This window comes from Aquimarina sp. U1-2 (assembly GCF_017897595.1).
In the GTDB taxonomy this organism is placed as follows: domain Bacteria; phylum Bacteroidota; class Bacteroidia; order Flavobacteriales; family Flavobacteriaceae; genus Aquimarina.
Window position 1 is genome coordinate 85,220 of sequence record NZ_JAGKIK010000007.1, and the last position, 24,036, is coordinate 109,255.

A 24,036-nucleotide genomic window follows, 5' to 3' on the forward strand; every position below is an offset into this window, starting at 1 on the left:
AGATCAAAACTCCTTCAAAAATTAGGGCTTCACTATATTTTTCAATTTAAACATAGCGGTGATTTATTAAAATTTCGAATTTTAAAATATTTAACCCTCATAATGAAATTCTAATACATAAATCGGATTAAATGAATAACGAAAATACTAAAATTTAAAAGATGACCATAAAAAAACCTGTCTATTGACAGGTTTACTTCTAATTCTTTAAGCATTCCTTTTAAGATCATTTATGTAACTTATAGTTATTATCTTATAGTGCCTAATTAATCTTTATGCATAAAGGATTGTTTCTGCAATAAAAATTCTTCAGTCTCTACGATATCCTCGTCTGGCACACAACAATCTACAGGACATACCGCGGCACATTGAGGTTCTTCATGAAAACCCTTGCATTCTGTACACTTATCAGGTACGATATAGTAAATTTCGTCGCTTACAGGCTCTTGTGCTTCATCTGCGTTAACAGCTTTTCCACCAGGTAGAATTACATCGCCTTCCAAATCTGTGCCATCTGCGTATCTCCAGTCGTCTGCTCCTTCATAAATTGCGGTGTTAGGACACTCTGGCTCGCATGCTCCGCAGTTTATACATTCATCTGTTATTATAATTGCCATAGCTCTTTTTTATTCTAAATTTGCAAAACAAAAATAACCCCTATACTAGTGATAAACAAATAAGCAATGACATTAAATGATAGAATTCGTGCTTTTGCCCTATTAGGTAACTTTATTAGACAATTTAAATCTACTGGTTATGAGAGAATTAGAAGCGTATCTTATAACGATCTCTTTTTTGATAAAATGGTGTTAAAGATTGATGGGGCAGTTCATTATAACGGTTGGTTTACCAAGGATAACGTGATATTTGCACTAGAACAATGGAGTAATGCTCTTACAAAAAACCGCTTAGAAGCATGGGTATCTTCGTATCCTTTAGACACCGTGGTTTCCAAAACGGTGGGTGTCATCATGGCGGGAAATATTCCGCTAGTTGGATTTCACGATTTTCTATCGGTATTGATTTCAGGACATCATATCATTGTTAAACAATCCTCTGATGATAATCAGCTTCTACCCTTTTTAGCTTCTTATCTGATTGCAATCGAACCTAAATTCGAAGAAAAAATTACATTTACCTCAAAGAAAATCTCTGATTTTGATGCTATCATAGCTACCGGTAGTAACAATACAGCGCGATATTTTGAGTATTATTTTGGCAAAGTACCCCATATTATACGTAAAAACAGAAACTCTATTGCCATTATAGATGGAAATGAATCCACAACACAACTTCAATTATTGGGTGAAGATATTTTTAGATACTATGGTTTAGGATGTAGAAATGTATCTAAATTAATGGTTCCCAAAGGTTACAATTTTGATGTATTCTTCAAAGCGATGTATGATTATAAGGATATCATGAAAAGCGCCAAATATGCTAATAATTATGACTATAATAAAGCGGTGTACCTGATGAGCAATTTTAAGCTACTAGAAAACGGTTTTTTAATGATTAAAGAAGATCAAAACTATGGATCACCCATTGCGACTTTATTCTATGAAACCTACGATACTACAGATCAGCTTGCTAATACATTAAAAAAGAATAGTGAAAAAATTCAGTGTATTATAGCAGATCACTTTGATGAGAACACTATTCAATTCGGACAATCGCAAAAGCCTTCTCTTTCAGATTACGCAGATGGTATTGATATTATTGATTTTTTGTTAAAAATTAATTAGATAATTTATCATTTTAATAATGATTTTAAATAAGATTATTAGCACCTTTGTGTTGTTAGGGTAGAACTACCTTTACGTAATTGAATGCCCGTAATAGGTAATACACAAAGGTTCTATTGAATTGGTTTCAAAATCTCACTCATATCTAGTGATTACAAGTAAGATGAGATGCTGAAACCAGTTCAATACTTAAATATATATCTAAAACAATTAATAAAAATAAAAATCAACGATGAAAAAGCACAATTTTAGCGCTGGACCCTGCATTTTACCGCAAGAAGTATTTAAAGAGGCATCAGAAGCTATTTTAAACTACAATAACTCAGGTCTTTCTATTATTGAAATTTCGCATCGAAGTAAAGATTTTGTAGATGTTATGGAAGATGCCCGTAGTTTAGCACTTGAATTACTAGGGTTAGAAGGAAAAGGATATAAGGCACTTTTTCTTCAGGGTGGAGCTAGCACTCAATTTCTTATGGTCGCCTATAATTTTTTACAATCAAAAGCCGGCTATTTAAATACAGGTAGTTGGAGTGACAAGGCTATAAAAGAAGCGAAGCTCTATGGAGAGGTCATAGAGATTGCATCTTCAAAAGAATCCAATTTTAATTATATTCCCAAAGGGTACACGGTTCCAAAAGGGCTAGATTATTTACATTGTACGAGTAATAACACGATTTTTGGAACTCAAATGAAAGAATTTCCAGAAGTTGATACCCCTCTAATTTGCGACATGAGTAGTGATATTTTTTCTCGCCAGCTGGATTTTTCGAAATTTGGTCTTATTTATGCTGGTGCTCAAAAGAATATGGGTCCGGCAGGAACTACCCTAGTTGTAATTAAAGAAGATATTTTAGGTAAGATAGAACGGCAAATTCCTTCAATGCTCGATTACCAAGTTCATATTAGCAAAGCAAGTATGTTTAACACACCACCAGTATTTGCTGTATATACATCTATGCTCACACTCAAATGGTTAAAAAATTTGGGGGGTATTGATGTGATCGAAGAAAAAAATGAGAAAAAGGCCAAATTAATCTATTCAGAAATAGATCTTAACCCGCTTTTTAAAGGTTTTGCTGCAAAAGAAGATCGTTCTACTATGAATGCAACCTTTACTTTAGTTAATGAAGATCTTAAAGAAACTTTTGAAACCATGTGCAAAGAAGCCGGTATTAACGGGGTAAATGGTCATCGTAGTGTAGGAGGTTACAGAGCCAGCATGTATAATGCTATGAACATAGATAGTGTAGCTACTTTGGTCGATGTAATGAGTGACCTAGAGAGAAAAGCATAAAAGGTGTGCCAGTTTTTTTGCAAATTCATTTATAAATAGCACTGGCAAACCTAGTGAACTACCTTGGGGTATTATACCCTTTGGCGGTGACGATAAACATAAACTAAATAGTTAACCAAAAGTGTTAAGGCATATTGAAACAGCGCCTAACACACTAACGTATCTTAATAATAATGAAAGTATTAGCAAATGATGGAGTTTCAAAATCTGGTATTCAAGCTCTAGAAAAAAACGGATTCGAAGTAATTACGACTACTGTTGCTCAAGACCAGCTCATAGATTATATCAATACAAATGATATTTCGGTTTTACTTGTGCGTAGTGCCACCAAAGTGCGAACCGATATCATCGACAACTGCCCTTCGTTAAAGATTATTGGTCGAGGCGGTGTAGGAATGGATAATATAGACGTAGCCTATGCACGAGAAAAAGGATTGCATGTTATTAATACTCCGGCTGCGTCATCGGGATCGGTAGCAGAGCTCGTATTCGCACACCTATACGGAAGTGTTCGTTTTTTGCACGATGCCAATCGAAACATGCCTTTAGAAGGCGATAGCAAATTCAAAAATCTTAAAAAATCCTATGCCGCGGGAGTAGAATTAAGAGGAAAAACTTTGGGTATTATAGGTATCGGAAGAATAGGTCAGGCAACTGCAAAAATAGCAATTGGTGTCGGTATGAAAGTAATTGCCTTTGATCCGTATACAGAAGAGGTTGAAATTCCTTTAGAATTCTATGACGGGCAAGCTTTACATTTTAAAATCAAAACAGTATCTAAAGAAGAAGTCCTCAAAAATGCTGATTTTATTACATTACACGTTCCCGCACAAAAAGATTACGTTATCGGGAAAGCTGAAATCGAACATATGAAAGAGGGAGCAGGCATTATTAATGCTGCAAGAGGAGGTGTGGTCGACGAAGTTGCACTAGTTCAAGCTCTTGAGAATAAAAAACTAAGCTTCGCCGGACTCGACGTGTTCGAGGATGAGCCAAGCCCCTCTATTAAAGTATTAATGAACAATAAAATTTCATTAACACCACATATAGGTGCTGCTACCTCAGAAGCACAGGATCGTATTGGACAAGAATTAGCAGATCAAATTATACAACTATTGAAATAAGAAATTTCAGTGGACATTAAGAAGTTTAGCGCTATTTCAGTTTTAGAATAGCGCTTTTTTTATTTTTTAAAAAATACCTAGGTATTTCCTATAATCAAAAAAAATTAAAGTAGTATTCTTAATTTTTTTAACAGAAAAGATGTAAATTAGATTTTAAAACACATAACCATGTCAGGAATTTTAGATCTTTTAAATAGCCCTATGGGCAGACAAATTATTAATGGCGTAAGTTCTCAAACAGGACAGCCTGCAAATAAAACTGGAGATGTTCTTAGTATGGCCATGCCAGTTTTGATGGGAGCCATGCAACGTAATGCTACCACTCAAGAAGGAGCATCTGGTATTTTAGGTGCATTGTCGGGTAAGCACTCTGGCGGAATTTTAGACAATCTAGGTGGTTTATTTGAAGGTGGCGTAGATCAGGAGGTTAGAAATGATGGCGCCGGAATCTTAGGGCACATACTGGGTAGTAAAAGACCGGCTGTCGAAAATGCCTTAAGCCAAAAATCTGGAGTTGAGCCTGGATCGGTAAGTGAAATTTTAAAGGTAGCAGCCCCAATTTTGATGGGTATTCTTGGTAAACAAGCATCACAACAGAATGTAAATGATTCGAACGGTTTGATGAATTTGTTAGGCGGATTGTCTGGTGCGCAAAGAGGTTCAAAACAACAGTCGCTAATCGAGTCATTTCTCGATGCCGATGGAGATGGAAGTATTCTTGACGATGTGGCGGGTATGATTTTTAGTGGTTCTACAAAAAAGAAAGGCGGTTTAGGAGGTATATTAGGTGGTCTTTTTGGAAAATAGACTTAAACTCTAACTTTTTTGTGCTGGCTTTGATGGTAATTCTATAGCTAAATGAAGACGTTTTTTATTGCAATATCGGTTGCGCTACTTATTGTGAGTTGTACTTCAACACAACATAAAAATATGAATGTGTCGTCAACGCCTAATCCATCAGATACCGTTAGAATTAGCAACGACAGTCTAGAATATGAAATCATAATAATAGAACCGGGGTTTACAAGTTGGTTAGTGACACAGCGGCCCAGAGGCTTTTATTCTGAACAATTCTTAGAGACAAGAAATAGGTTGTATGTTAATGAATATAACCAACGTGTTCTTGAACCTCAACGATTTAATCCTAATCTGTATATTCAAAGAATAGAGTATGAGCCCAATATTCACTACGGATATGAGGTGAACTATTTACTCTATCACTATTTTCTATACTTCGAACAGCGCTATCGTCAAAATTTTATAATGACAAGGGGAAGAACATTTTAAACCCCTCTATGTATTAGAAAACTTATAACGACTTGAAACTGCGGCAAAACCAAGCATTATGTTATACTATTAAACCAGTATTATCCGGTTACAGAAACTAGACCGCTGCGCTGCTAGAAAATAGAACAAAGACTTATTTGTAACTACTTGTCTAGTATGGTTTTTGAAGTAAAGGCTATTCAGTTTCAAAATAAGTTGTCTAAATTTTAGAAAAGCAAGGTGTCTTTTCTATAAACTCATAAATTCTTTATGGTAATAGAAGTTTTCAGAGCGTATCAACGTTTTTATCGGACAACAATGTTTTTAAACTTTGAAAATACACCCTAATACATTAATCGGGTTTAGACGTAACAATAAATTCATTTAAACATCTTTCAACTGGTTCTACTTTGAAATTGCTCAAATAAAAAGCAATCATTTTTTGTTTAGACAAAAAAGAAACCTAAATCATAGCCATAGCTAGGCTTACTTTTTATGCTGAAGTATAAACGGAAAAGGTAAATCTTGCCTGTCATCCACCAGGTAGGCAGATTTAATGAGTAATTTTAAAGTGGAAGTAGTATTAGTAATGATCCCTGATCTTCATAACGTTAAACTTTTTTGTTCAATTAAAAAAGTGCAAATGAGTTCAATATTAAATTGTATTTTTGCAACATGAAATGAGCACAAACTTTTTTCAGCATACCCTGCAGTTATGATTACAACAAGTTTATGCGAAAACGAAGTGGTTACATCTGTTTATGATTTTGTAATTACTAATTTTTCATTGAATTATAAAATTTTGAATACATGAAAAGATTTATAAATCGTTGGGAGATACAATCGAATTGGCAACTTTTATTTCCTGTATTAGGCATAATTGGACTGTTATTTTCGGGATATGTGCTAGGCAAGTTTATCATGAATACATTAGGTATTACAGAAACAAGCGTAGCCTATTTAGGGTTACTTTCTTCAATTACTCTTTTGGCCTCTTTCATCTTTTTATTTATCACATTAAAATTATTTTCTTTCTTAGAAACTCGATGGGACGTTACGTATCGTTGGGAATTGATCGCAATTTTTATTGCATTTGCAATAACGGGATCTACTGCAGCACGTATTTCTGATCCTATTATTAGTTTATTAGGTTTAACAAAAGAAACTACTATCGGTTGGATCTATTGGCCTGTAAGAATTGTATTCATATTTCCTGTATATCAAATACTTCTTCTTATTATAGGATGGCTCTTTGGGCAATTTAAATTTTTCTGGAATTTTGAGAAAAAAATGCTAAGCAGACTAGGATTTGCTCGTTTTTTAGGGGATTAAATCCGGTTTATGAAATATCTACATCGATAACGCGCTCTGCTTTTTCTTTCTTTATCACGTGAGTATATAACCACATCAACGTAAAAGACGGAATAAAATCGAGCCCGGGTAGCGCTTCTTCAACAAATGTAAATATGCCTGCTGCCTTTCCCATATTCCCTTTATACATTTTTGTCATCAACCAACCCGACAAAGGTGCCCATAAGATATCGCCGAATTCTCCAATCCCAGGGATAGCATAAGTAACCATGCCCAGACCGTCAAATAAAAGGCTCAATCCCAATTTTTTATATGTATTACTTGTCATAAATAATCACTATAATTTAATCTTGCCGTATCCCTTCCCATTTCTTTTACAATGTAAAGATAGCTCTTCTACATAATGTTTGAACACCTACTTTCTGTGATGACAAATACTATTCCAATACATTTACCCAAGGTCAGCAGTGATCAAACGTAAAAATTCAGTTCTTGTTTCAATTTTTTCAAATTGACCTCTAAAACCAGAAGTAGTCGTTACCGAGTTCTGCTTTTGAACACCACGCATCATCATGCACATATGCGAAGCTTCGATAACTACAGCCACACCTTTAGGTTTTAGTGTGTCATTGATACATTCTAGAATATCATGGGTTAATCGCTCTTGTACTTGCAAACGTCTTGCAAATACGTCTACTATTCTTGGTAATTTGCTCAATCCTACGATATAACCGTTGGGAATATAGGCTATATGTGCTTTTCCAAAAAATGGTAGCATATGATGTTCGCATAAAGAATATAATTCTATGTCTTTTACAATGACCATATCATCGTATTCTTCCTTAAACATAGCGCCTTTTAATATGTCTGCCGGATCCTGATGATAGCCCTGCGTAAGAAATTGCATTGCTTTCGCTGCTCTTTCAGGAGTTTTTACAATTCCTTCGCGCGTTACATCTTCTCCCAATTCATCAATTATCGCCTCAAACTTTTCTTTTATCCCCGCTGTAACTTCCATATTGTATTCTTCGAAATTTGAGTATGACATAGTAATTACGACTGTTTTTCTGTTTTTAGTTTACGCTTAAAGGTACTATTTAATTTGTTAAGTTTCGGATTGATTACAAATTGGCAATATCCTTGCTCACTATTCTGGTTATAATAATTTTGATGATACTCTTCTGCATTATAAAACGGTCCTAACTCAGTAACCTCAGTAACTATTGGGTTATCAAAAACATTTTGATGGGTTAGAAAATTAATATACTCTTTTGCAATTTGTTTTTGTTCTTCATCAACATAAAAAATTGCACTTCTGTATTGAGTACCACGATCGGCTCCTTGTTGATTTAAAGTTGTAGGATCATGAGTAGCAAAAAATATTTCCAGAAGTTCTTTATAGCTGATTTTTTCTTCATCAAATATGATTTGTATCGCCTCTGCATGTCCCGTTCTACCGGTTGTAATTTCTCGATATGCGGGATTTTTAATAGTTCCGCCGGTATATCCTGAAATCACTTTTTCAACTCCTTCAAGACGTTGAAAAACAGCTTCGGTACACCAAAAACATCCTCCGGCCAATACGGCATTCTTCAAAGTTTTATCATTCATAGCACTACTCATTCTTATTTTTATAACTGAACTGATTTACACTTTTTCAATTTGCTAAAAAAATGTTGTTTTGTCTAAAACCAGAACATGAAATCAGTTCACTAAAATACGCAGATAGTAAGCGCTTTTGGCTCATTTTAACAATTCATTAGTATCATCATTTCGGCGAAAATATAGTTTTACAATGATCAAAAAAGTAGATGAAAGGCAAACTAAAGCATTTTAGAATCCATGATTTAAAACGTTCTTCTAGACAATACGCTTGGGGATTTTAATGCTATTGATTACCTTTCCCTTTTTCAAATAAAAGTAATGATTAAAGCAAATAATATTCACAAACATTATAGTGATTTACATGTGCTCAAAGGTGTAAATCTACATATTGAAGAAGGTGAAATCGTCTCTATTGTCGGTGCTTCTGGTGCTGGTAAGACTACATTATTACAGATTTTAGGAACGCTAGATAAAGCGACTGATCTTAAAGAAAGTAGCTTAACTATTAATGGCTCTAATATACATATGCTCTCGCAAAAGCAACTTTCAAGATTTAGAAACGAACAACTGGGCTTTATTTTTCAATTTCATCAATTACTTCCAGAATTTACTGCTTTAGAAAATGTGTGTATTCCTGCTTTTATTAAAAAAACTCCAAAACTGGAAGCAGAAAGACGAGCAAAAGAATTGTTAGACTTTTTAGGATTATCGCATCGATACGACCATAAACCCAGCGAACTTTCTGGTGGCGAACAGCAGCGAGTGGCCGTGGCAAGAGCACTTATTAATAATCCTAAGGTACTATTTGCCGACGAACCTTCTGGAAACCTAGATAGTGAAGCTGCAGAAAATCTACATCAACTTTTTTTTAAATTACGAGATGAGTTCGGACAAACATTTGTTATCGTTACCCATAATCAAGAGCTTGCCGATATGGCAGATAGAAAACTCGTCATGGTTGATGGTAATATCATACAAAACTTCGGCAAAACCATAGCATAATGCATGAGCTAAAAGACTTTCTTGATGAAAAAGCGTTATGCTACGAGCATCCCAAGTTTATTGAAACAGATCCGGTTCAAATACCTCATCTCTTTACGCAAAAAGAGGATATAGAAATCTCAGGTTTTCTTACCGCAACAATATCATGGGGAAACCGAAAGAGTATTTTAAACAATGCCCATAAATTGATGCTGTTACTGGATAATAGCCCTCACGACTTTATAATGAATCATACCAAAAATGATTTAAAAAATATGGAAAGCTTCGTGCATAGAACATTTAATGGTGAGGATTTGGTATATTTTATTAAAGCTTTGCGTAATTTTTATCTAAAATATGCAAGCATGGAAGCGTTTTATACGCAATTCAAAACTGAAACACATCTACAAAACGCAATACATCATTTTAAAAAGGAATTTTTTAACTATCCACATGAAATCAGAACTGAAAAACATATTAGTGATCCTCGCAAAAATTCGGCAGCCAAGAGAATCAATATGTTTTTGCGTTGGATGATTAGAGATGCCAGAAAAGGTGTTGATTTAGGAATTTGGAAGCATCTCTCCCCTTCACAATTATCTTGCCCTTTGGATGTCCACTCCGGCAATGTAGCTCGTAAACTTGGGATTTTAAGTCGTAAGCAAAACGATGGAAAAGCTGTTAAAGAGTTAGATAGTCAACTACGAAAATTTGACCCCGTAGACCCTGTCAAGTACGATTACGCACTTTTTGGTCTAGGGGTCTTTGAAAAGTTTACTACTTTATAAATCATTAGAATTCAAGAACTGTATTGGAGCCGCCAAAGGGTATAATACCTTTAGGCTCGTACAAAGGTATTAACTACCTACTACTCCCCTTGTCCTAAAGAAAATCCTCTTTTCTTATCAAACTCGTAAAGGTTTTCAGTTTTGATCACATTAAATCCGTTGGCATTTAATTTGGACAGTAAATCGATTACTTGCTCAAATTCTACTTCTTCATAGGTAAGCGTTTTATTTTGAGTGTCCATATCGGTAGATACAAATCGGCATCTCCAGTGGTCTGTACAAAACGTTTCTTCAAGTCCGTTCGGATATACTTTTACACCTCTATTGGTGATCATCTTCAATTTGAGTTTATACGAATCGATTTTTTCTAGTGACTTGCCCAGTTTTTCGGGATTGGTTTCTTGCCAATCTAAAAATACATCAACTCCTAGTAACACTTTTTCGGTCTCTTTTCTCTTGTAATCGGGTATGGTGATCTTACCTTTTCCTGTTGAAAGTTTACTTACAGATAATTGTTGAGGTATTGCACCCAATCTTGAGATAATCTCATCGGCAAACTCTGAAGTTGTAACTTTCTTTGTAGTCATTCCCTCTTTATAAATATCGGCGGTATGCACACCATCTTCTAAAGTAGCCAGCCAAGCATTCTTGATCTTATCGGCTGTTTTAGTTTGCCCTAGATGAGCCAGCATCAAGATGGCTGCATTAAGTAAACCCGATGGGTTTGCCGTTTGTTGTCCTGCGATATCTGGTGCAGATCCATGTATGGCTTCAAACATAGCGATATTCTTACCGATATTGCAAGAACCTGCCATACCTACAGACCCTCCAATTTCTGCTGCAATATCTGAAATTATATCTCCGTATAAATTTGAAGTTGCGATCACATCATAATCTTCAGGTTTTGCTGCAAGTCTGGCAGAACCAATATCAATAATTTGTACGTCTTGCTCAATATCTTCATACTCAGCACCGATTTCTTTGAAAACCTCATGAAAAAGACCGTCAGTTAATTTCATTATATTATCCTTCACCATGCAGGTAACTTTTTTTCGATTGTAAGCTCGGGCATACTCAAAAGCATATCTAATAATGCGTTCACAGCCAGGCCTTGTAATCAATTTTAAACACTGCACAACATCCTGGGTTTGCTGGTGTTCTATACCGGCGTATAAATCTTCTTCGTTCTCGCGAATAATGACCACATCCATATCCGGGAAATTGGTGTGCACATAAGGGTGTAGTGCAGCCACTGGTCGTACATTTGCAAATAAACCTAAAGATTTTCTCAAGGTTACGTTTAAACTTTTGTATCCTTTACCTTGCGGAGTAGTAATAGGTGATTTTAAAATAATCTTATTTCTACGTATAGCGTCCCATGCTGCTTCAGAAATACCCGATGTATTACCCGACTCGTATACTTTTTCGCCGATATCGATAAATTCTGGTTCAATTTTGGCTCCTGCTGCATGTAGCACCCGTAGTGTAGCTTCCATGATTTCAGGACCAATACCATCCCCTTTAGCAATAGCTACTTTAATGCTCTTTGCAATTTCTGTTTGTTGTTGAACTGATACTGATGTACTATTCATATTCATTCGATTTAGAAATTATATCATTAGATTTACTAGTACAAAGTTCAAAAAATTAATTCATAAATTATTATTTAATTTAAATATAGTTATCATAAACAAATGTTTATGATAACTATATGAAACTTAGTATATCTTCTATACAGAAGTATTACAAGAAGGTGTATTAACAATCTGATTTATAAGCTATCAATTTCCAGAAACCCAATTTTTATTCTGGTCATCTCTTTCAAGGTCGAAAAGTTATTTTTAGGGTCATTGACAAGATTCCAACTCCGCTCGACCAGAAAGGCAAAAGTAAACGAGGTTTAATCGCCTTTCTCAAACTGTCTATCATTCAATGTTTTTATGAACGCAACTAGCGCCTCAGATTCATTGTCTGTTAACTTCAATGAATCGGCCGGGAGGGTTTGATAAGGTACATCTAATCCCATTCCTTGTCCGCCACCTACATTATAAAATTTAATCACCTCTTCCAAGCTACTATAAACTCCATTATGCATGTAAGGTGCTGTTAACTCTGCATTTCGAACAGTTGATGTCTTAAAAAAGTTACGTTTTTCTTCTACTTCATATGGATAATATTGACCAGGATCGTCATCTAATACCGGATGTTCAAAACTTGCATTTTTAGGAACTCCCAGGTTTTCAAATTCAGTTTCCAGGTATTTTGGGGGCACTGTGCCATTAAATGCCGGTGGAAAGTGACAGGTCGCACAGGCTGCTTTTCCCATAAATAGATTGAAACCCAAAATTTCTTTATCAGTCATCGTATTTTCATGACCTTGCATGTTCCTGTCAAACTTAGAATCAAAAGGAGATAAACTTCGAATATAGGTGGCTATGGCATGGCGTATCGTACGATTTGACATATTTCCATCATAAAAAGAATCGAATTGCTTTACATACTCAGGATTCGATTGAATACGCTGCTCTATCGTATTGAGATCCAAATGAAATTCGTTTTTATCATTCACTACATTTACAATTTGACCTTCTAAACTGGAAGCACGACCCTCATAAAAGAATGAATGCTGAAAAACAGCATAAGATAAGGTAGGCGTATTTCGTTTTAATTCTATGTTATTAATACCTCTAGCTTTTTTTAAACCATCAGTAAAAGCTTTGTCTTTATGATGACAGGTAGCACAACTAATGCTTCCTGTACTTGAAAGGGTTTCGTCGTTGAAAAGCATCTTACCTAAAGTAACTCGCTCATCGGTGATTTCAGGCAAGCGTGGGGGTGAAAACTGTGCCATATTAAAAAAATCTTTATCAAAAAGATTGGTAGAAGATGGATTAAGCGAACGGGAGGTATTTAATTGTATATTCCAATCTTTTGCTGTCGATTCGAGAAGTTCTAATTGTCTATTGGTATGATTCTTAATAAAGGCATACCGATCAAAAGTGTCAAAGTTGCCCGATTTTAATATCGATATGGTCTTGTCTATCTCTTCAACCCAGGACTGATATAACTCTTTTGACAAAAAAGCTACTTTATAAATACCAAGAATCTCTTGAATGGTTTCATAATTATAAATAGCTTCATTTAATGAGTTTGCCAACATCGGTGAGTCAAAGCCGGTAATACCTTTGGTTGCAATATTTACAATGGCATCGCGTACCATTTTTAAATGGTGTCTGTCCTGTTGTCTGATCAGAATGTGATTCTTTCTAATATAGGGAATACGAACTTGAAGATATTGTGCAACCCTATACAGCTCTTTGTTATCAGGAGCTTCATCTGCGTATAGTAATTCCTCAAGCACCTGGTAACTTTTGGGTTCTATTTTTTTGATATCCTGATAATCCTCGATTTCAACTTTAAGTAAATTTGGAGCGTTCATGGATAGATAATTCTCATAATCATATGCCATAAGCATAGGCTCTGCACGTTTATACCATTCTCGGCTTTCTAAAAAGTTAGCTTTATTGTCTTCTAATGATTTTAGGGTATCTACCTTCTGAATATAAAAAGCAGCACTATCCAACGTTTTAAAATAATGATTTCGGATTGTATTATTGAACATCGATACACTATGCGCAGAAGTTGTCAATGCTACTAACTTTTCTTCCTTTTTACAAGACGGGATGCATAAAACTAAAGTTGTTAAAAAAAAATATATACTTTTCATAGCGAAACAAGTAATTTTAATAAACAAAAAGCTCCCTAACGAATTGGGAACTTTTTGTTTATGTAGGTAACCATTTAATTTTTATCTAGGTAAGCCAGTGATCTTGAATAAGAAAGAACCTTCAAGCCCAGCAGAAGCTTCATTTATAGCGGTGGGATCGTAAAATTTTGCACCATCTGCCCGCACTGCAGATTCAGGCTGATCTCCGAAGTCCCAACCATGTACTTGTGCACCTCCAATAAAAGTGGGTTCTGATGCACCAATAATATCAGTAACATCAATCATGCCAGTGATCTCCCAGTATTTGGTAGTGTTTCCAATTTTCAATTCAGATGCTGCAAATTCCTGGTTACATTCCATGACCTCTGCTACAGCTCCGGTATTTAAATCTAATTGCCATAGCTTAGCATATCCTTGAATGCTTGAATTATAAGCAGCATAGCCATTAGGATCTTCTTGAATGTAGGCATAGTTTTGGGTCACAAATATATTATCGGGAGAATGCATCCCATCGGCCTTACCCCCCTCACGGTCCCCATCCATCATTACTTCTAAGGTAGCAGGGCCAGTTGGGTTGTCTCGATTAAGTACTAATTTATATACACGACCAAAGGTAGTACCTCTGTTTGCTAAATCTGGCTTATCATCTTTTCGCCTACCTGTAACATTAAAATATACTTCTCTGTTATTATTATCAGAACCCCTTCTCCAATCGATATCTTCAATTCTTTGAAAACCAATTGCTAATGAATCTCTACCTTCTTGGTTCAATTCTTCTAGCGTTCTCTCTTCTACCTCAATCCACTCAACATCATACGCCGTACCTTCGGCCATCCCCATTTCAAAAAGTTGACCACCCTCACCAGGTGCTGTTTCTACAGGGTTTGTACCTTTTAGCATATATAGTTTTCCACCATTTAAATCTCCTCTGGATCCCACATACATTGCAAAATGGGCTTCTGGATGTTCATCATTACCATCATCATCCCCCATAAATACTACGGTTTTTGAAGGATACGCATCTTTACCGATAACAACTGCATTCTCAGTTGACCACTCGCCTAAAGCAGGTAATCGTTCAGCCTCCCAACGATTATCTGCAGAACGGAAAGGATGAATACGATAAACCCCCTTAGCATTTCCACCCCACTCACCACCGGATAGATAAAGCGGACCAAAACCATGTTCTTCTTGCGTCACCGAAGAACCTGAGCATTGCGCTGTAAAAGCCGTAGCAATAGAGTTGACTATGTAATCTCCTTGTAAAGGTTGTAAATCTGAATTCAACATGATTCTAGCAATAGAATAATCACGCTCTAAGTTATTAATGAAAGCATAAATACCCTCTTTATAAGGATATAAGGCAGCTCCATCCATATAAGAACCATAAACAAAAGTCGAGTCTGAAGGAAGTATGTCTGCAGAGGTCATGATCATTTCTAATTTTGCAGAGGAAGCGAAACTACCTTTGAGCTCAAAGACATCGTTAGAAACAACAGATTTTTCTAAAGGTATGGATTCTTCAAGTGATACACCTGTGCCGTCTGTTCCATCTGCTCCATCTGCACCGTCGACACCGTCTACCCCATCTCTTCCATCTAAACCATCTCTTCCGTCTTCACAGCCCATAAAGATTATCGTTACAAAGGATAGTAAACACATCCTTAAAAAAATAGTACGTAAAGTATTCATTAGTTTCAAAATTTAGTGAGTAATTATTTTGGATAAAAGTATTCGTCATTTGAAGGAATACCGTTACTACAAAATTTTGATTACGTTAACATAATCTAAAACTAAGGTTAACAAATTACCTTATCGTTAATAATTAGAATGATTATGAATAGTGATCTGATAGTATTGACCGTTGATCTCTATACAATTTAGAGAACTATATATTTCAAAGTGCTGAGTTTTACGTTTTTTTGCTTAATTTTAGGCCTAAATAGCTATAACATCAATTCTAAGAATAATTACCCCATAAACAATACTATACTATCTCTTATCGTTCTAAGGGCTTAGAAGCACCCCAAATCAACTACGGTTACTCCGCCGAATTTGTACGTGATATTCTAAAATCAGCACTTATGTGCTCATTTTTTGTTAATTTTATTAAGGATTGTTGACAGATCCTAAAAAATGATCAATCATAATGATAACAGACCCATTGCCAATAAATGAAGGATTTAGACTCGAAGCTTTGAAATCGTTAGATATTCTAGACACCCAGTCTGAGAAAGAATTTGATGATATCACGACCTTGGCCAATTTTTTATGTGATACCAAAGTGGCTTTAATCTCATTGGTCGATAAAGATCGGCAATGGTTTAAATCCAAAACCGGGTTAAGCGTAACTATGTGTGAAACCCCCAGAAAAAACTCTTTATGCTCTCATGCCATTCTAGAACCCGATAAACCACTTATTATAAAGGATACACGGGAAGATACTCGTTTTAATGCAGTTGAAATTTTTCTCGAAGATCACCCTGTAATTTTCTATGCTGGTATTCCATTAATCGATAAAGATGGTTTTGCGCTAGGCACATTATGTGTTATGGATAGCAAACCACGAGAGCTTTCCAAAATTCAACTAGAGTCTTTGCAGGCTTTGGCCAGGCAGGTTATTATACTTTTTGAAATTAACAAAAAAAATAATGATCTTGAAAAAATACAGACCCAACTGAAAAAGAAGAATGAAGCCTTACGAGAGTTTGCCAAGGTTATTGCTCATGATCTGAAAATGCCCCTAGCCAACATCGTAACAACTACAGATTTATTAAAACTAGTTCTAGAAGGAAAACTGGATGAAGAAAGTTTGGGATATTTCGATTATATAAAGACGTCATCGTTTTCAATGAGTACCTATATCAATGATGTGTTAGAACACTATGAAAGTGAGAATTTGGTACAAAACAAGCCAGAACGTTTTCATCTTAATCAACTACTTGATGAAATTGTAGAATTGTTAAGTATTCAACGGGGATCTTCTATACATTTTCCTGAAAATGACCCTATTCTAGATTGTAATAAATTGGCGCTTAAACAAATTTTTTTCAATCTCATAGGAAATAGTATTAAATATAATGACAAAGACGAAATTATAGTTCGTATTGAAACAACTGCAGACGAAAAGTTTAATTATTTCAGAATAGCAGATAACGGCATGGGTATTCCCGAAAATCAGCTCGATAGTATATTTGATCTTTTCACCACAGCAGGTGCTGTAGATAGAAGTGGTAATAAAGGAAATGGGATAGGGTTATCGACCGTAAAAAAACTAGTTGAGAATTTAGGTGGATCTATTACTGTTACCTCTAAAGAGAAAGAATATACAACTTTCGACTTTTCAATTAAAAAATGTTCTTAAACTACGGTAGATTTTATAGCCTTAACACAGGCTTGTGCACACTTTTCACCATCTATCGCTGCAGATATGATTCCGCCAGCATAACCAGCACCTTCACCACAGGGATATAATCCTTTTATCTGAATATGCTCTAGTGTAATTGGATCTCTGGGAATACGAACGGGAGATGATGTTCGTGACTCTGGAGCGTGTACTACCGCTTCGTTGGTTACATATCCTTTCATACTTTTATCAAATGCTTTAAAACCTTCTTTAAGGGTTTTGTATATAAAATTTGGCAAGACCTGTTTCATATTAGCAGCTGTTAATCCCGGTTGATAAGAGGTCACAGGCAGCGTGGTCGATGATCTTCCTTGTAGCATATCTTCGAGGCGTTGTGCCGGCACTCTTTGGGTTTGTCCCGCTATGTTCCAGGCAAGTTGTTCAACACTTTTTTGAAAATACATTCCGGCTAGTGGTCCGTACTTTGAAAATGCTTCAAAATCCTGGTGTCGAAGCTCAACTACAATTCCGCTATTGGCTGTGGGCTGATCTCTTTTAGAAGGAGACCAACCATTGGTGACTACTTCTCCCGGGCTGGTTGCACAAGCGGCAATTACCCCGCCAGGGCACATACAAAAAGAGTACATTCCCCTGCCGCGTATTTGCTTTACGATACTATATGGTGATGGAGGTAAATAGGGTCCTCTGGCCTCACATTTATACTGAATCTGATCGATAAGCTGTTGAGAATGCTCTACCCGTACTCCTAAAGCAAAGGGCTTTGCTTCAATAGCAATCTTTTTATGATACAAAAGCTCGAATATATCTCTTGCTGAATGACCTGTTGCCAGAATTACTTTGTTTGCATTTATGACGCTTTTATCTTTAAGAACTACTCCAGAAATTTCAGAATTTTTGAGTGTAATATCAACTACCCTGGTATCGAAATGAATAGCACCCCCTCGTTCTATAATTTTATTCCGTATGGCAGCAATAATACCTGGTAATTTATTGGTTCCGATATGAGGATGAGCTTCAACCAGAATCTGATCGGTAGCACCAAAACCTACCAAAAGTTCTAAAATTCGTTGTACATCTCCTCTTTTTTTAGATCTGGTATATAATTTACCGTCGCTGTAGGTACCTGCCCCACCTTCACCAAAACAATAATTCGAATCTTCATTGACAAGATGCTGTTGATTGATGGCTTTAAGATCTCTTCTTCTGTTTCGTACATCCTTTCCTCGTTCCAAGACGATGGGTTTATAACCTAATTCAATACAACGTAACGCTGCAAATAAACCTGCAGGACCCGCTCCTATAATAATAATTTCCTGGTTATGAGTTACGTCTGGATATTCGGGAAGTTCAATAGGTTGCTCTACATAGATTTCTTTTACAAAAACCCTAAGCCTTATATTGACCTTTATTGCCTTTTGTCTGGCGTCTATCGAACGTTTTAAGATTTTGATATGCTGTATTTCACCAATATGTAGATCATTCTTACTGGCTACTATTTCTTTGAGAAGTTCGGGATTTGCCGCGACTTTGGGTGAAACTTGTATGCTAAGTTCGTACTGCACTATTTGGATATATTGAATTGCAATGCGAAGATAAAACATATTACAAGCATCTCAATTTTTAATTTTCAAAAGAACGGGACAAAATACATATAGGTCACCATATTATAAATTACGAATGATGAATTCTGAATGATACAAGGGTTTAAAGGGCTCTAACAGTTTAGCCGAATATTCCTAATTTTAAAGTAGAACTGGTATCAACTACCTCGGGGCAAGCCTATGAAGCATTCGTTGAAAACAATTTTTAATTTTGAGGCAGGTCTCGGGAGTATGCTACCCTTTGGCAGTACCAATAAATTTAACCTTTTCTTAAGGTTATAGTTTATATCTTTGAGTCGAAATAAACCTTAAAATTACAATTATGAAAAAGCTAGTAATAATAGCAATTGCGATTGTCGGAATTACATGTACTTCATCTGCACAAGGCGTACATTTAGGATTTAAAGGAGGGCTTAACTTTGCCGATGTCACTGGTGATATTGATGCCGATGGTAGAACAGGATACCACCTAGGTGCTGTGGTAGATTTAAATTTATCTGATAAATTCGGAATTTCACCAGAGGTTATTTATTCTGCTCAGGGTACAGATGATTTAGATGTAGATTATTTAAATGTTCCTATTCTAGCAAAGATAAAGCTTACCGAATATTTTGATATTCATGCGGGTCCGCAATTTGGATTTGTAGTAAATGATGACTTCGAAATAGGCGATCCAGAAAGTTTTGATTTTAGTGGTGCCGTGGGTGTAGGTGCACAATTTAGCAGCTTTTTTGCTCAATTGCGATATAATATTGGTGTAACTGACATTGTAGATGATGTCGATACTAGAAATGCAGTTTTCCAAGTATCTGTAGGATATCGTATCTTCTAAAAAATAATCAACCTATATAGCAAAGCGGGAGTACTTACTTCCGCTTTTTTAATGCTCAAAACTTTGTTAAAATCTACCTTATGATCCTTGAGGTTCTGTAGCTTTATAACACATTCAATTGGTAACCATATAATCCTTAGTGATGCAATAAAAATACATGTACTTACTTATGACTTCAATTTGGAAAAGAAGAATTATAGAAGCCTTTTTATCACAAAAACTGAAAAGATCGAAACAAGTCTCCAATATCACCCCTTCACAATTTAAAAAAGAATATGCTCGATTTAAAATTTCAATAATCTCGTTGATTAAAGATATGGGGCTTATTACTATGGGTGTTATTGCTGCTGCGTTTGGACTTGAAAGTTTTTTACTGCCAAATATGTTTATCGACGGCGGAGTGACAGGGATTTCGTTACTGGTTTCAGAACTTACGGGCTTACCGCTTTCGTTGTTACTATTACTTATTAATATACCGTTTATTTTTTTAGGTTGGAAAGTTATTGGAAGACGATTTGCAATACGAGCTACCATAGCTATAACTGCCCTAGCACTTACTTTATTCTTTGTCGAATTTCCTGAAGTGACTCAGGACAAATTATTAGTATCGGTATTTGGAGGTTTTTTTCTAGGGGCCGGTATTGGCTTATCGGTACGTGGTGGCGGTGTATTAGATGGTACAGAAGTTCTGGCAATTTTTATGAGTAAAAAATTAGGAACAACAGTTGGTGATGCTATCACTATTATTAATATCATCATTTTTTCTGCAGCTGCCTATCTTTTATCCATAGAAACCGCATTATACTCAATGTTAACTTATCTTGCTGCATCGCGAACTCTGGATTTTGTTATTGAAGGAATAGAAGAATATACAGGAGTGACTATAATCTCAGAATACAACCAGGAGATAAGAACAATGATCACCGAAAAAATGAGACGTGGTGTTACTATTTATCAAGGCAAACAAGGGTATGGGATTCAGAAAAACTTAGAAAATATCGATATTATCTATACGGTTATTACACGACTGGAAATTAGTAAACTCAATAACGAAATAGAAAAAATAGACCCCAAGGCTTTTGTGATCATGCACAGCATTAATGATACCAGAGGTGGTATGATTAAAAAAAGGCCTACGGCGTATTAATTTTTTTTACCCTTGATCTCAAAACACTAAATCTTATAGTATATTTGAAAAACTTAAATTAGGAATGCAATTTAAATCCCCAGAAATTTTATATGCTCTTTTTGCGCTAATCATTCCTATTATAGTACATCTTTTTCAGCTGCGTCGATTTAAAAAGGTACGCTTTTCTAATGTTCAGTTCTTAAAAGCGGTTACCATACAGACCCGTAAGAGTTCACAAATCAAAAAATGGGTCACACTAATTACGCGTTTATTATTACTGGCTAGTAGTATTATTGCCTTTGCTCAACCCTACTTCGCAGCAGGTGATGCTATGGGCAAACCTGTAGAGACTGTAATCTACCTTGATAATTCTTTCAGTATGCAAGCCAAAGGATCCAGGGGTCCACTTTTGAAACGCGCCGTACAGGAAATCTTAAGTAGTTTGAATGAAGAGCAACAATTTTCATTACTCACCAATACAGAAACCTTTGTAAACGTTTCAAAAAAAGATATTCAAAATGAGTTGCTTCAATTAGGCTACAGTGCCCATCAGTTGCCTTATCATGCAGCTTATTTAAAAGCTAAGAATTTGTTGAACTCTTCATCTTCAGAAACGATCAGGCGTATCGTTATGATCTCAGATTTTCAGCAAAAAGAAAAAAACTTTTCTCTACCCGTAGACCCAAGTACCAGAACTGATCTCGTACACTTGCGACCGGTAACCAAACAAAATATTGCGATTGACAGCTTGTTCTTAGAGCGAAACGAAGATAATAGCCTACAACTTAAAGTGCTACTAAGTGCCACAGGTAAAAATGCAGATAATGTCTCTATCGGTCTATACAACGATCACCAATTACTTGGTAAAACCGCAGTTTCTATTCCAGAAAATAGTACTGCGGCAACAGCATTTCGTTTAGACGAGCGTACTCAAATCAATGGTAAAGTTATTATAGAGGATCCAACGATTACTTTTGACAATTCGAGGTATTTCACTATAAATGCACCAAAAAAAATTAAGGTAGTCGCTATTAATGAAGAAAATGATTCTTTTCTTAAGAATATTTTTACACCTGACGAGTTCGAACTCGAAAGCAACCCTATAAACGCACTCAATTACAATACCATAAACGATGCTAATCTTCTTATTCTTAATGAAATACAACAAATTCCGGCTTCGCTAATTAACGCACTACGAGCTTTTATGGATCAGGGAGGAACTGTTTGTGTAATCCCGTCTAGCAAGGGAAATCTCTCATCCTATCAACAGTTCATCACTAGTTTTTCTGGGCAAAAATTGAAGCAATTTAAAACTCAGGAGAAAAAAATAACCGGGATAACCTTTGATCATCCTTTGTATAAGGGTGTTTTTGATAAAAAAATCTCTAATTTTCAGTATCCAAAAGTTACTAGTTTTTACACTACAGACGCTAGTAATGCCATATTGTCGTTTGAGGATAGTCAACCATTTTTATATAAAACAGGGAATTGCTATGTCTTTACAGCGGCCATGAACGCAAATAATTCTAATTTTAAGAATTCTCCTCTTGTAGTCCCTACTTTATATAACATGGGAAAACAAAGTTTACAACTCACGAATATTTCGTACACTATCGGGCAACGCAGTTCGTATGATGTTACCGTTTCTCTGGGTGAAGATGGAGTTTTATCATTGGTGTCTGATCTCGAAACCAGTATACCGTTACAACAAAGTTTTACCAATAAAGTAAAAATTACTACAGATAAAACCCCATCAAAGGCAGGAATTTATAGCGTTCAACGAGAAAATGAGATTATACAATATGTGAGTTATAATTATGCAAGCGCTGAAAGTGAAATGGAATATTATAATCTTACACCTCAAAAAGGATATGAAATAAGTGATTCTGTTTCAGAACTTTTTGAAAGCATAAAAGAAGAGACGAGCAGTCATGATCTTTGGAAATGGTTTATTATTTTTGCCTTATTATTTCTGTTACTTGAAATTCTTTTACTAAAATATCTATAATGAACTTCTTACTAAAGGCGGCCACTGTAATCGACCCAACCTCTCCTTTTCACCAGCAAAAAGTAGATATTCTTATTAAAAACGGAACGATTGCAGCTATTGATTCGACAATCAATACCCAAGATATCGTAGAAGAAGTTATATTAGATAATTTGCATGTATCACAGGGATGGTTCGACAGTAGCATTAGTTTTGGTGAACCCGGTTATGAAGAACGAGAAACAATAGATCATGGCCTACAGGTTGCTGCTAAAAGTGGTTTTACCCATATTGCAGTACAACCCAATACACTTCCGGTAATAGATACAGGCGCAGCTATTGGTTATCTTACTCACAAGACACAAAATCATGCAGTAACTTTACACCCAATTGGTGCCTTAACTACAAAATCAGCGGGTGTCGATATGGCCGAACTCTACGACATGCAGCAAGCCGGTGCTATAGGTTTTGGAGATTACCAAAAAGCCATTGAAAACCCGAATTTGTTGAAAATTGCTTTATTGTACACTCAAAATTTTGATGGACTTGTGCTTTCTTTTCCACAAGAAAATAAGATTGCAGGAAACGGTGTAATGAATGAAGGAAAAGAAAGTACGTTATTAGGGTTAAAAGGTATTCCGGCTCTCGCCGAAGAACTGCAAATTATTCGTGATCTGTCGTTACTAGAATACACAGGAGGTAAACTTCATATTCCTACAATTTCTACCTCAAAATCTGTGACACTAATTAGAGAAGCAAAACAAAAAGGTTTACAGGTAAGCTGCAGTGTGACAGCACATCATTTAACACTATCTGATGAAGAACTACATTCTTTTGACTCTAATTACAAAGTGTTGCCCCCGCTTCGAACACAAAACGATATCGATGCCCTTATTAAAGGTGTTAAAGATGGCACCATAGATATGATTACCAGTGATCATCAACCTATAGATATAGAGCACAAAAAAGTAGAATTTGATAGCGCATCATACGGAACAACAGGTTTAGAATCTGCATTTGGATGCATAAACAGGATATTTAATACTGAAAAAGCTATCGAAATACTAACACGAGGAAAACAAATTTTTAATATACAGGAGTTCAGTATTGCCGAGGGTAACCCAGCAAATTTATCCCTTTTTAATCCTGATACATCTTACACTTTCTCTAAAGAACATGTGATATCCACTTCTAAAAATAGTGCTTTTATCAATAAACCGATGAAAGGTATTGTGTACGGTATCGTAGCCAACGGAAAAATGATAACAGCATAGTT

At 35.7% G+C, this 24,036-nt stretch carries 21 protein-coding genes; 13 read left to right on the forward strand and 8 right to left on the reverse strand.

Features of this window, described 5'->3' with window-relative positions:
• Positions 1–266: 266 nt before the first annotated feature.
• Complete coding sequence (locus J8281_RS10945) at positions 267–617, reverse strand: 4Fe-4S dicluster domain-containing protein (protein ID WP_210197664.1); 351 nt, start codon at positions 615–617, stop codon at positions 267–269.
• A gap of 66 nt (positions 618–683) precedes the next feature.
• Here J8281_RS10945 and J8281_RS10950 point away from each other — a divergent pair, with 66 nt between their 5' ends.
• The 6 genes from J8281_RS10950 to J8281_RS10975 all read left to right on the forward strand — a co-directional run bounded on the left by J8281_RS10950 (position 684) and on the right by J8281_RS10975 (position 6,764).
• Entirely contained in the window at positions 684–1,745 is a 1,062-nt protein-coding gene (locus tag J8281_RS10950; RefSeq protein WP_210197665.1) for an acyl-CoA reductase, read from the forward strand.
• A 232-nt stretch (positions 1,746–1,977) separates the two neighbouring features.
• Positions 1,978–3,042 (forward strand): 3-phosphoserine/phosphohydroxythreonine transaminase, encoded by a 1,065-nt coding sequence (serC, locus tag J8281_RS10955; protein ID WP_210197666.1) that lies wholly within the window; start codon positions 1,978–1,980, stop codon positions 3,040–3,042.
• Positions 3,043–3,215: 173 nt separating this feature from the next.
• Complete coding sequence (locus J8281_RS10960; protein ID WP_210197667.1) at positions 3,216–4,166, forward strand: D-2-hydroxyacid dehydrogenase; 951 nt, start codon at positions 3,216–3,218, stop codon at positions 4,164–4,166.
• Between the two features lie 168 nt (positions 4,167–4,334).
• The gene (locus J8281_RS10965) at positions 4,335–4,973 is read left to right on the forward strand and encodes a DUF937 domain-containing protein (protein WP_210197668.1); all 639 of its coding nucleotides are present in this window, start codon (positions 4,335–4,337) and stop codon (positions 4,971–4,973) included.
• 51 nt (positions 4,974–5,024) lie between these two features.
• A complete protein-coding gene (locus tag J8281_RS10970; RefSeq protein ID WP_210197669.1) occupies positions 5,025–5,453 on the forward strand; it encodes a DUF6146 family protein in 429 nt (142 codons plus the stop codon).
• A gap of 789 nt (positions 5,454–6,242) precedes the next feature.
• Positions 6,243–6,764, forward strand: a complete 522-nt coding sequence (locus tag J8281_RS10975) for a DUF6787 family protein (protein WP_210197670.1) — start codon at positions 6,243–6,245, stop codon at positions 6,762–6,764.
• 7 nt (positions 6,765–6,771) lie between these two features.
• On the opposite strand, the gene J8281_RS10980 is transcribed toward J8281_RS10975, so the two are convergent.
• From J8281_RS10980 to msrA, 3 genes are all read right to left on the reverse strand, one after another.
• On the reverse strand, positions 6,772–7,071 hold the full coding sequence (locus J8281_RS10980; RefSeq protein ID WP_210197671.1) for a hypothetical protein: 300 nt from the start codon (positions 7,069–7,071) through the stop codon (positions 6,772–6,774).
• Positions 7,072–7,194: 123 nt separating this feature from the next.
• The gene (gene folE, locus J8281_RS10985) at positions 7,195–7,791 is read right to left on the reverse strand and encodes a GTP cyclohydrolase I FolE (protein ID WP_210197672.1); all 597 of its coding nucleotides are present in this window, start codon (positions 7,789–7,791) and stop codon (positions 7,195–7,197) included.
• Positions 7,792–7,796: 5 nt separating this feature from the next.
• The gene (gene msrA / locus J8281_RS10990; RefSeq protein ID WP_210197673.1) at positions 7,797–8,354 is read right to left on the reverse strand and encodes a peptide-methionine (S)-S-oxide reductase MsrA; all 558 of its coding nucleotides are present in this window, start codon (positions 8,352–8,354) and stop codon (positions 7,797–7,799) included.
• A 312-nt stretch (positions 8,355–8,666) separates the two neighbouring features.
• Here msrA and J8281_RS10995 point away from each other — a divergent pair, with 312 nt between their 5' ends.
• Together J8281_RS10995 and J8281_RS11000 are read left to right on the forward strand one after the other, a co-directional pair.
• A complete protein-coding gene (locus J8281_RS10995; RefSeq protein WP_210197674.1) occupies positions 8,667–9,350 on the forward strand; it encodes an ABC transporter ATP-binding protein in 684 nt (227 codons plus the stop codon).
• The gene (locus J8281_RS11000) at positions 9,350–10,117 is read left to right on the forward strand and encodes a TIGR02757 family protein (RefSeq protein ID WP_210197675.1); all 768 of its coding nucleotides are present in this window, start codon (positions 9,350–9,352) and stop codon (positions 10,115–10,117) included. The genes J8281_RS10995 and J8281_RS11000 overlap by 1 nt, the downstream gene beginning before the upstream one ends.
• Before the next feature lie 80 nt (positions 10,118–10,197).
• Here J8281_RS11000 and J8281_RS11005 read toward each other — a convergent pair whose 3' ends face one another.
• The 3 genes from J8281_RS11005 to J8281_RS11015 all read right to left on the reverse strand — a co-directional run bounded on the left by J8281_RS11005 (position 10,198) and on the right by J8281_RS11015 (position 15,536).
• Positions 10,198–11,709: an NADP-dependent isocitrate dehydrogenase gene (locus tag J8281_RS11005; RefSeq protein ID WP_210197676.1), complete on the reverse strand. Its 1,512-nt coding sequence runs from the start codon at positions 11,707–11,709 to the stop codon at positions 10,198–10,200.
• Positions 11,710–12,017: 308 nt separating this feature from the next.
• Entirely contained in the window at positions 12,018–13,844 is a 1,827-nt protein-coding gene (locus J8281_RS11010) for a cytochrome-c peroxidase (protein WP_210197677.1), read from the reverse strand.
• Between the two features lie 81 nt (positions 13,845–13,925).
• Positions 13,926–15,536 carry a PhoX family protein gene (locus J8281_RS11015; RefSeq protein WP_246849083.1) on the reverse strand — a complete coding sequence of 537 codons (1,611 nt, stop codon included), beginning with the start codon at positions 15,534–15,536 and terminating at the stop codon, positions 13,926–13,928.
• Between the two features lie 457 nt (positions 15,537–15,993).
• Between J8281_RS11015 and J8281_RS11020 the strand changes: the two genes are divergently transcribed.
• Positions 15,994–17,208, forward strand: a complete 1,215-nt coding sequence (locus J8281_RS11020) for an ATP-binding protein (RefSeq protein WP_210197678.1) — start codon at positions 15,994–15,996, stop codon at positions 17,206–17,208.
• Here the strand turns inward: J8281_RS11020 and J8281_RS11025 are convergent.
• Positions 17,205–18,773 (reverse strand): FAD-dependent protein, encoded by a 1,569-nt coding sequence (locus J8281_RS11025; protein ID WP_210197679.1) that lies wholly within the window; start codon positions 18,771–18,773, stop codon positions 17,205–17,207. The two genes, J8281_RS11020 and J8281_RS11025, sit on opposite strands and share 4 nt — an antisense overlap.
• Positions 18,774–19,134: 361 nt before the next feature.
• Between J8281_RS11025 and J8281_RS11030 the strand changes: the two genes are divergently transcribed.
• The 4 genes from J8281_RS11030 to J8281_RS11045 all read left to right on the forward strand — a co-directional run bounded on the left by J8281_RS11030 (position 19,135) and on the right by J8281_RS11045 (position 24,034).
• A complete protein-coding gene (locus J8281_RS11030; protein ID WP_210197680.1) occupies positions 19,135–19,644 on the forward strand; it encodes a porin family protein in 510 nt (169 codons plus the stop codon).
• A gap of 169 nt (positions 19,645–19,813) precedes the next feature.
• Positions 19,814–20,791, forward strand: coding sequence for a YitT family protein (locus tag J8281_RS11035; RefSeq protein WP_210197681.1), 978 nt, complete (start codon positions 19,814–19,816; stop codon positions 20,789–20,791).
• Positions 20,792–20,855: 64 nt separating this feature from the next.
• Entirely contained in the window at positions 20,856–22,781 is a 1,926-nt protein-coding gene (locus J8281_RS11040; RefSeq protein ID WP_210197682.1) for a BatA and WFA domain-containing protein, read from the forward strand.
• Positions 22,781–24,034: a dihydroorotase family protein gene (locus J8281_RS11045; RefSeq protein WP_210197683.1), complete on the forward strand. Its 1,254-nt coding sequence runs from the start codon at positions 22,781–22,783 to the stop codon at positions 24,032–24,034. The genes J8281_RS11040 and J8281_RS11045 overlap by 1 nt, the downstream gene beginning before the upstream one ends.
• The last annotated feature ends 2 nt before the right edge of the window (positions 24,035–24,036 follow it).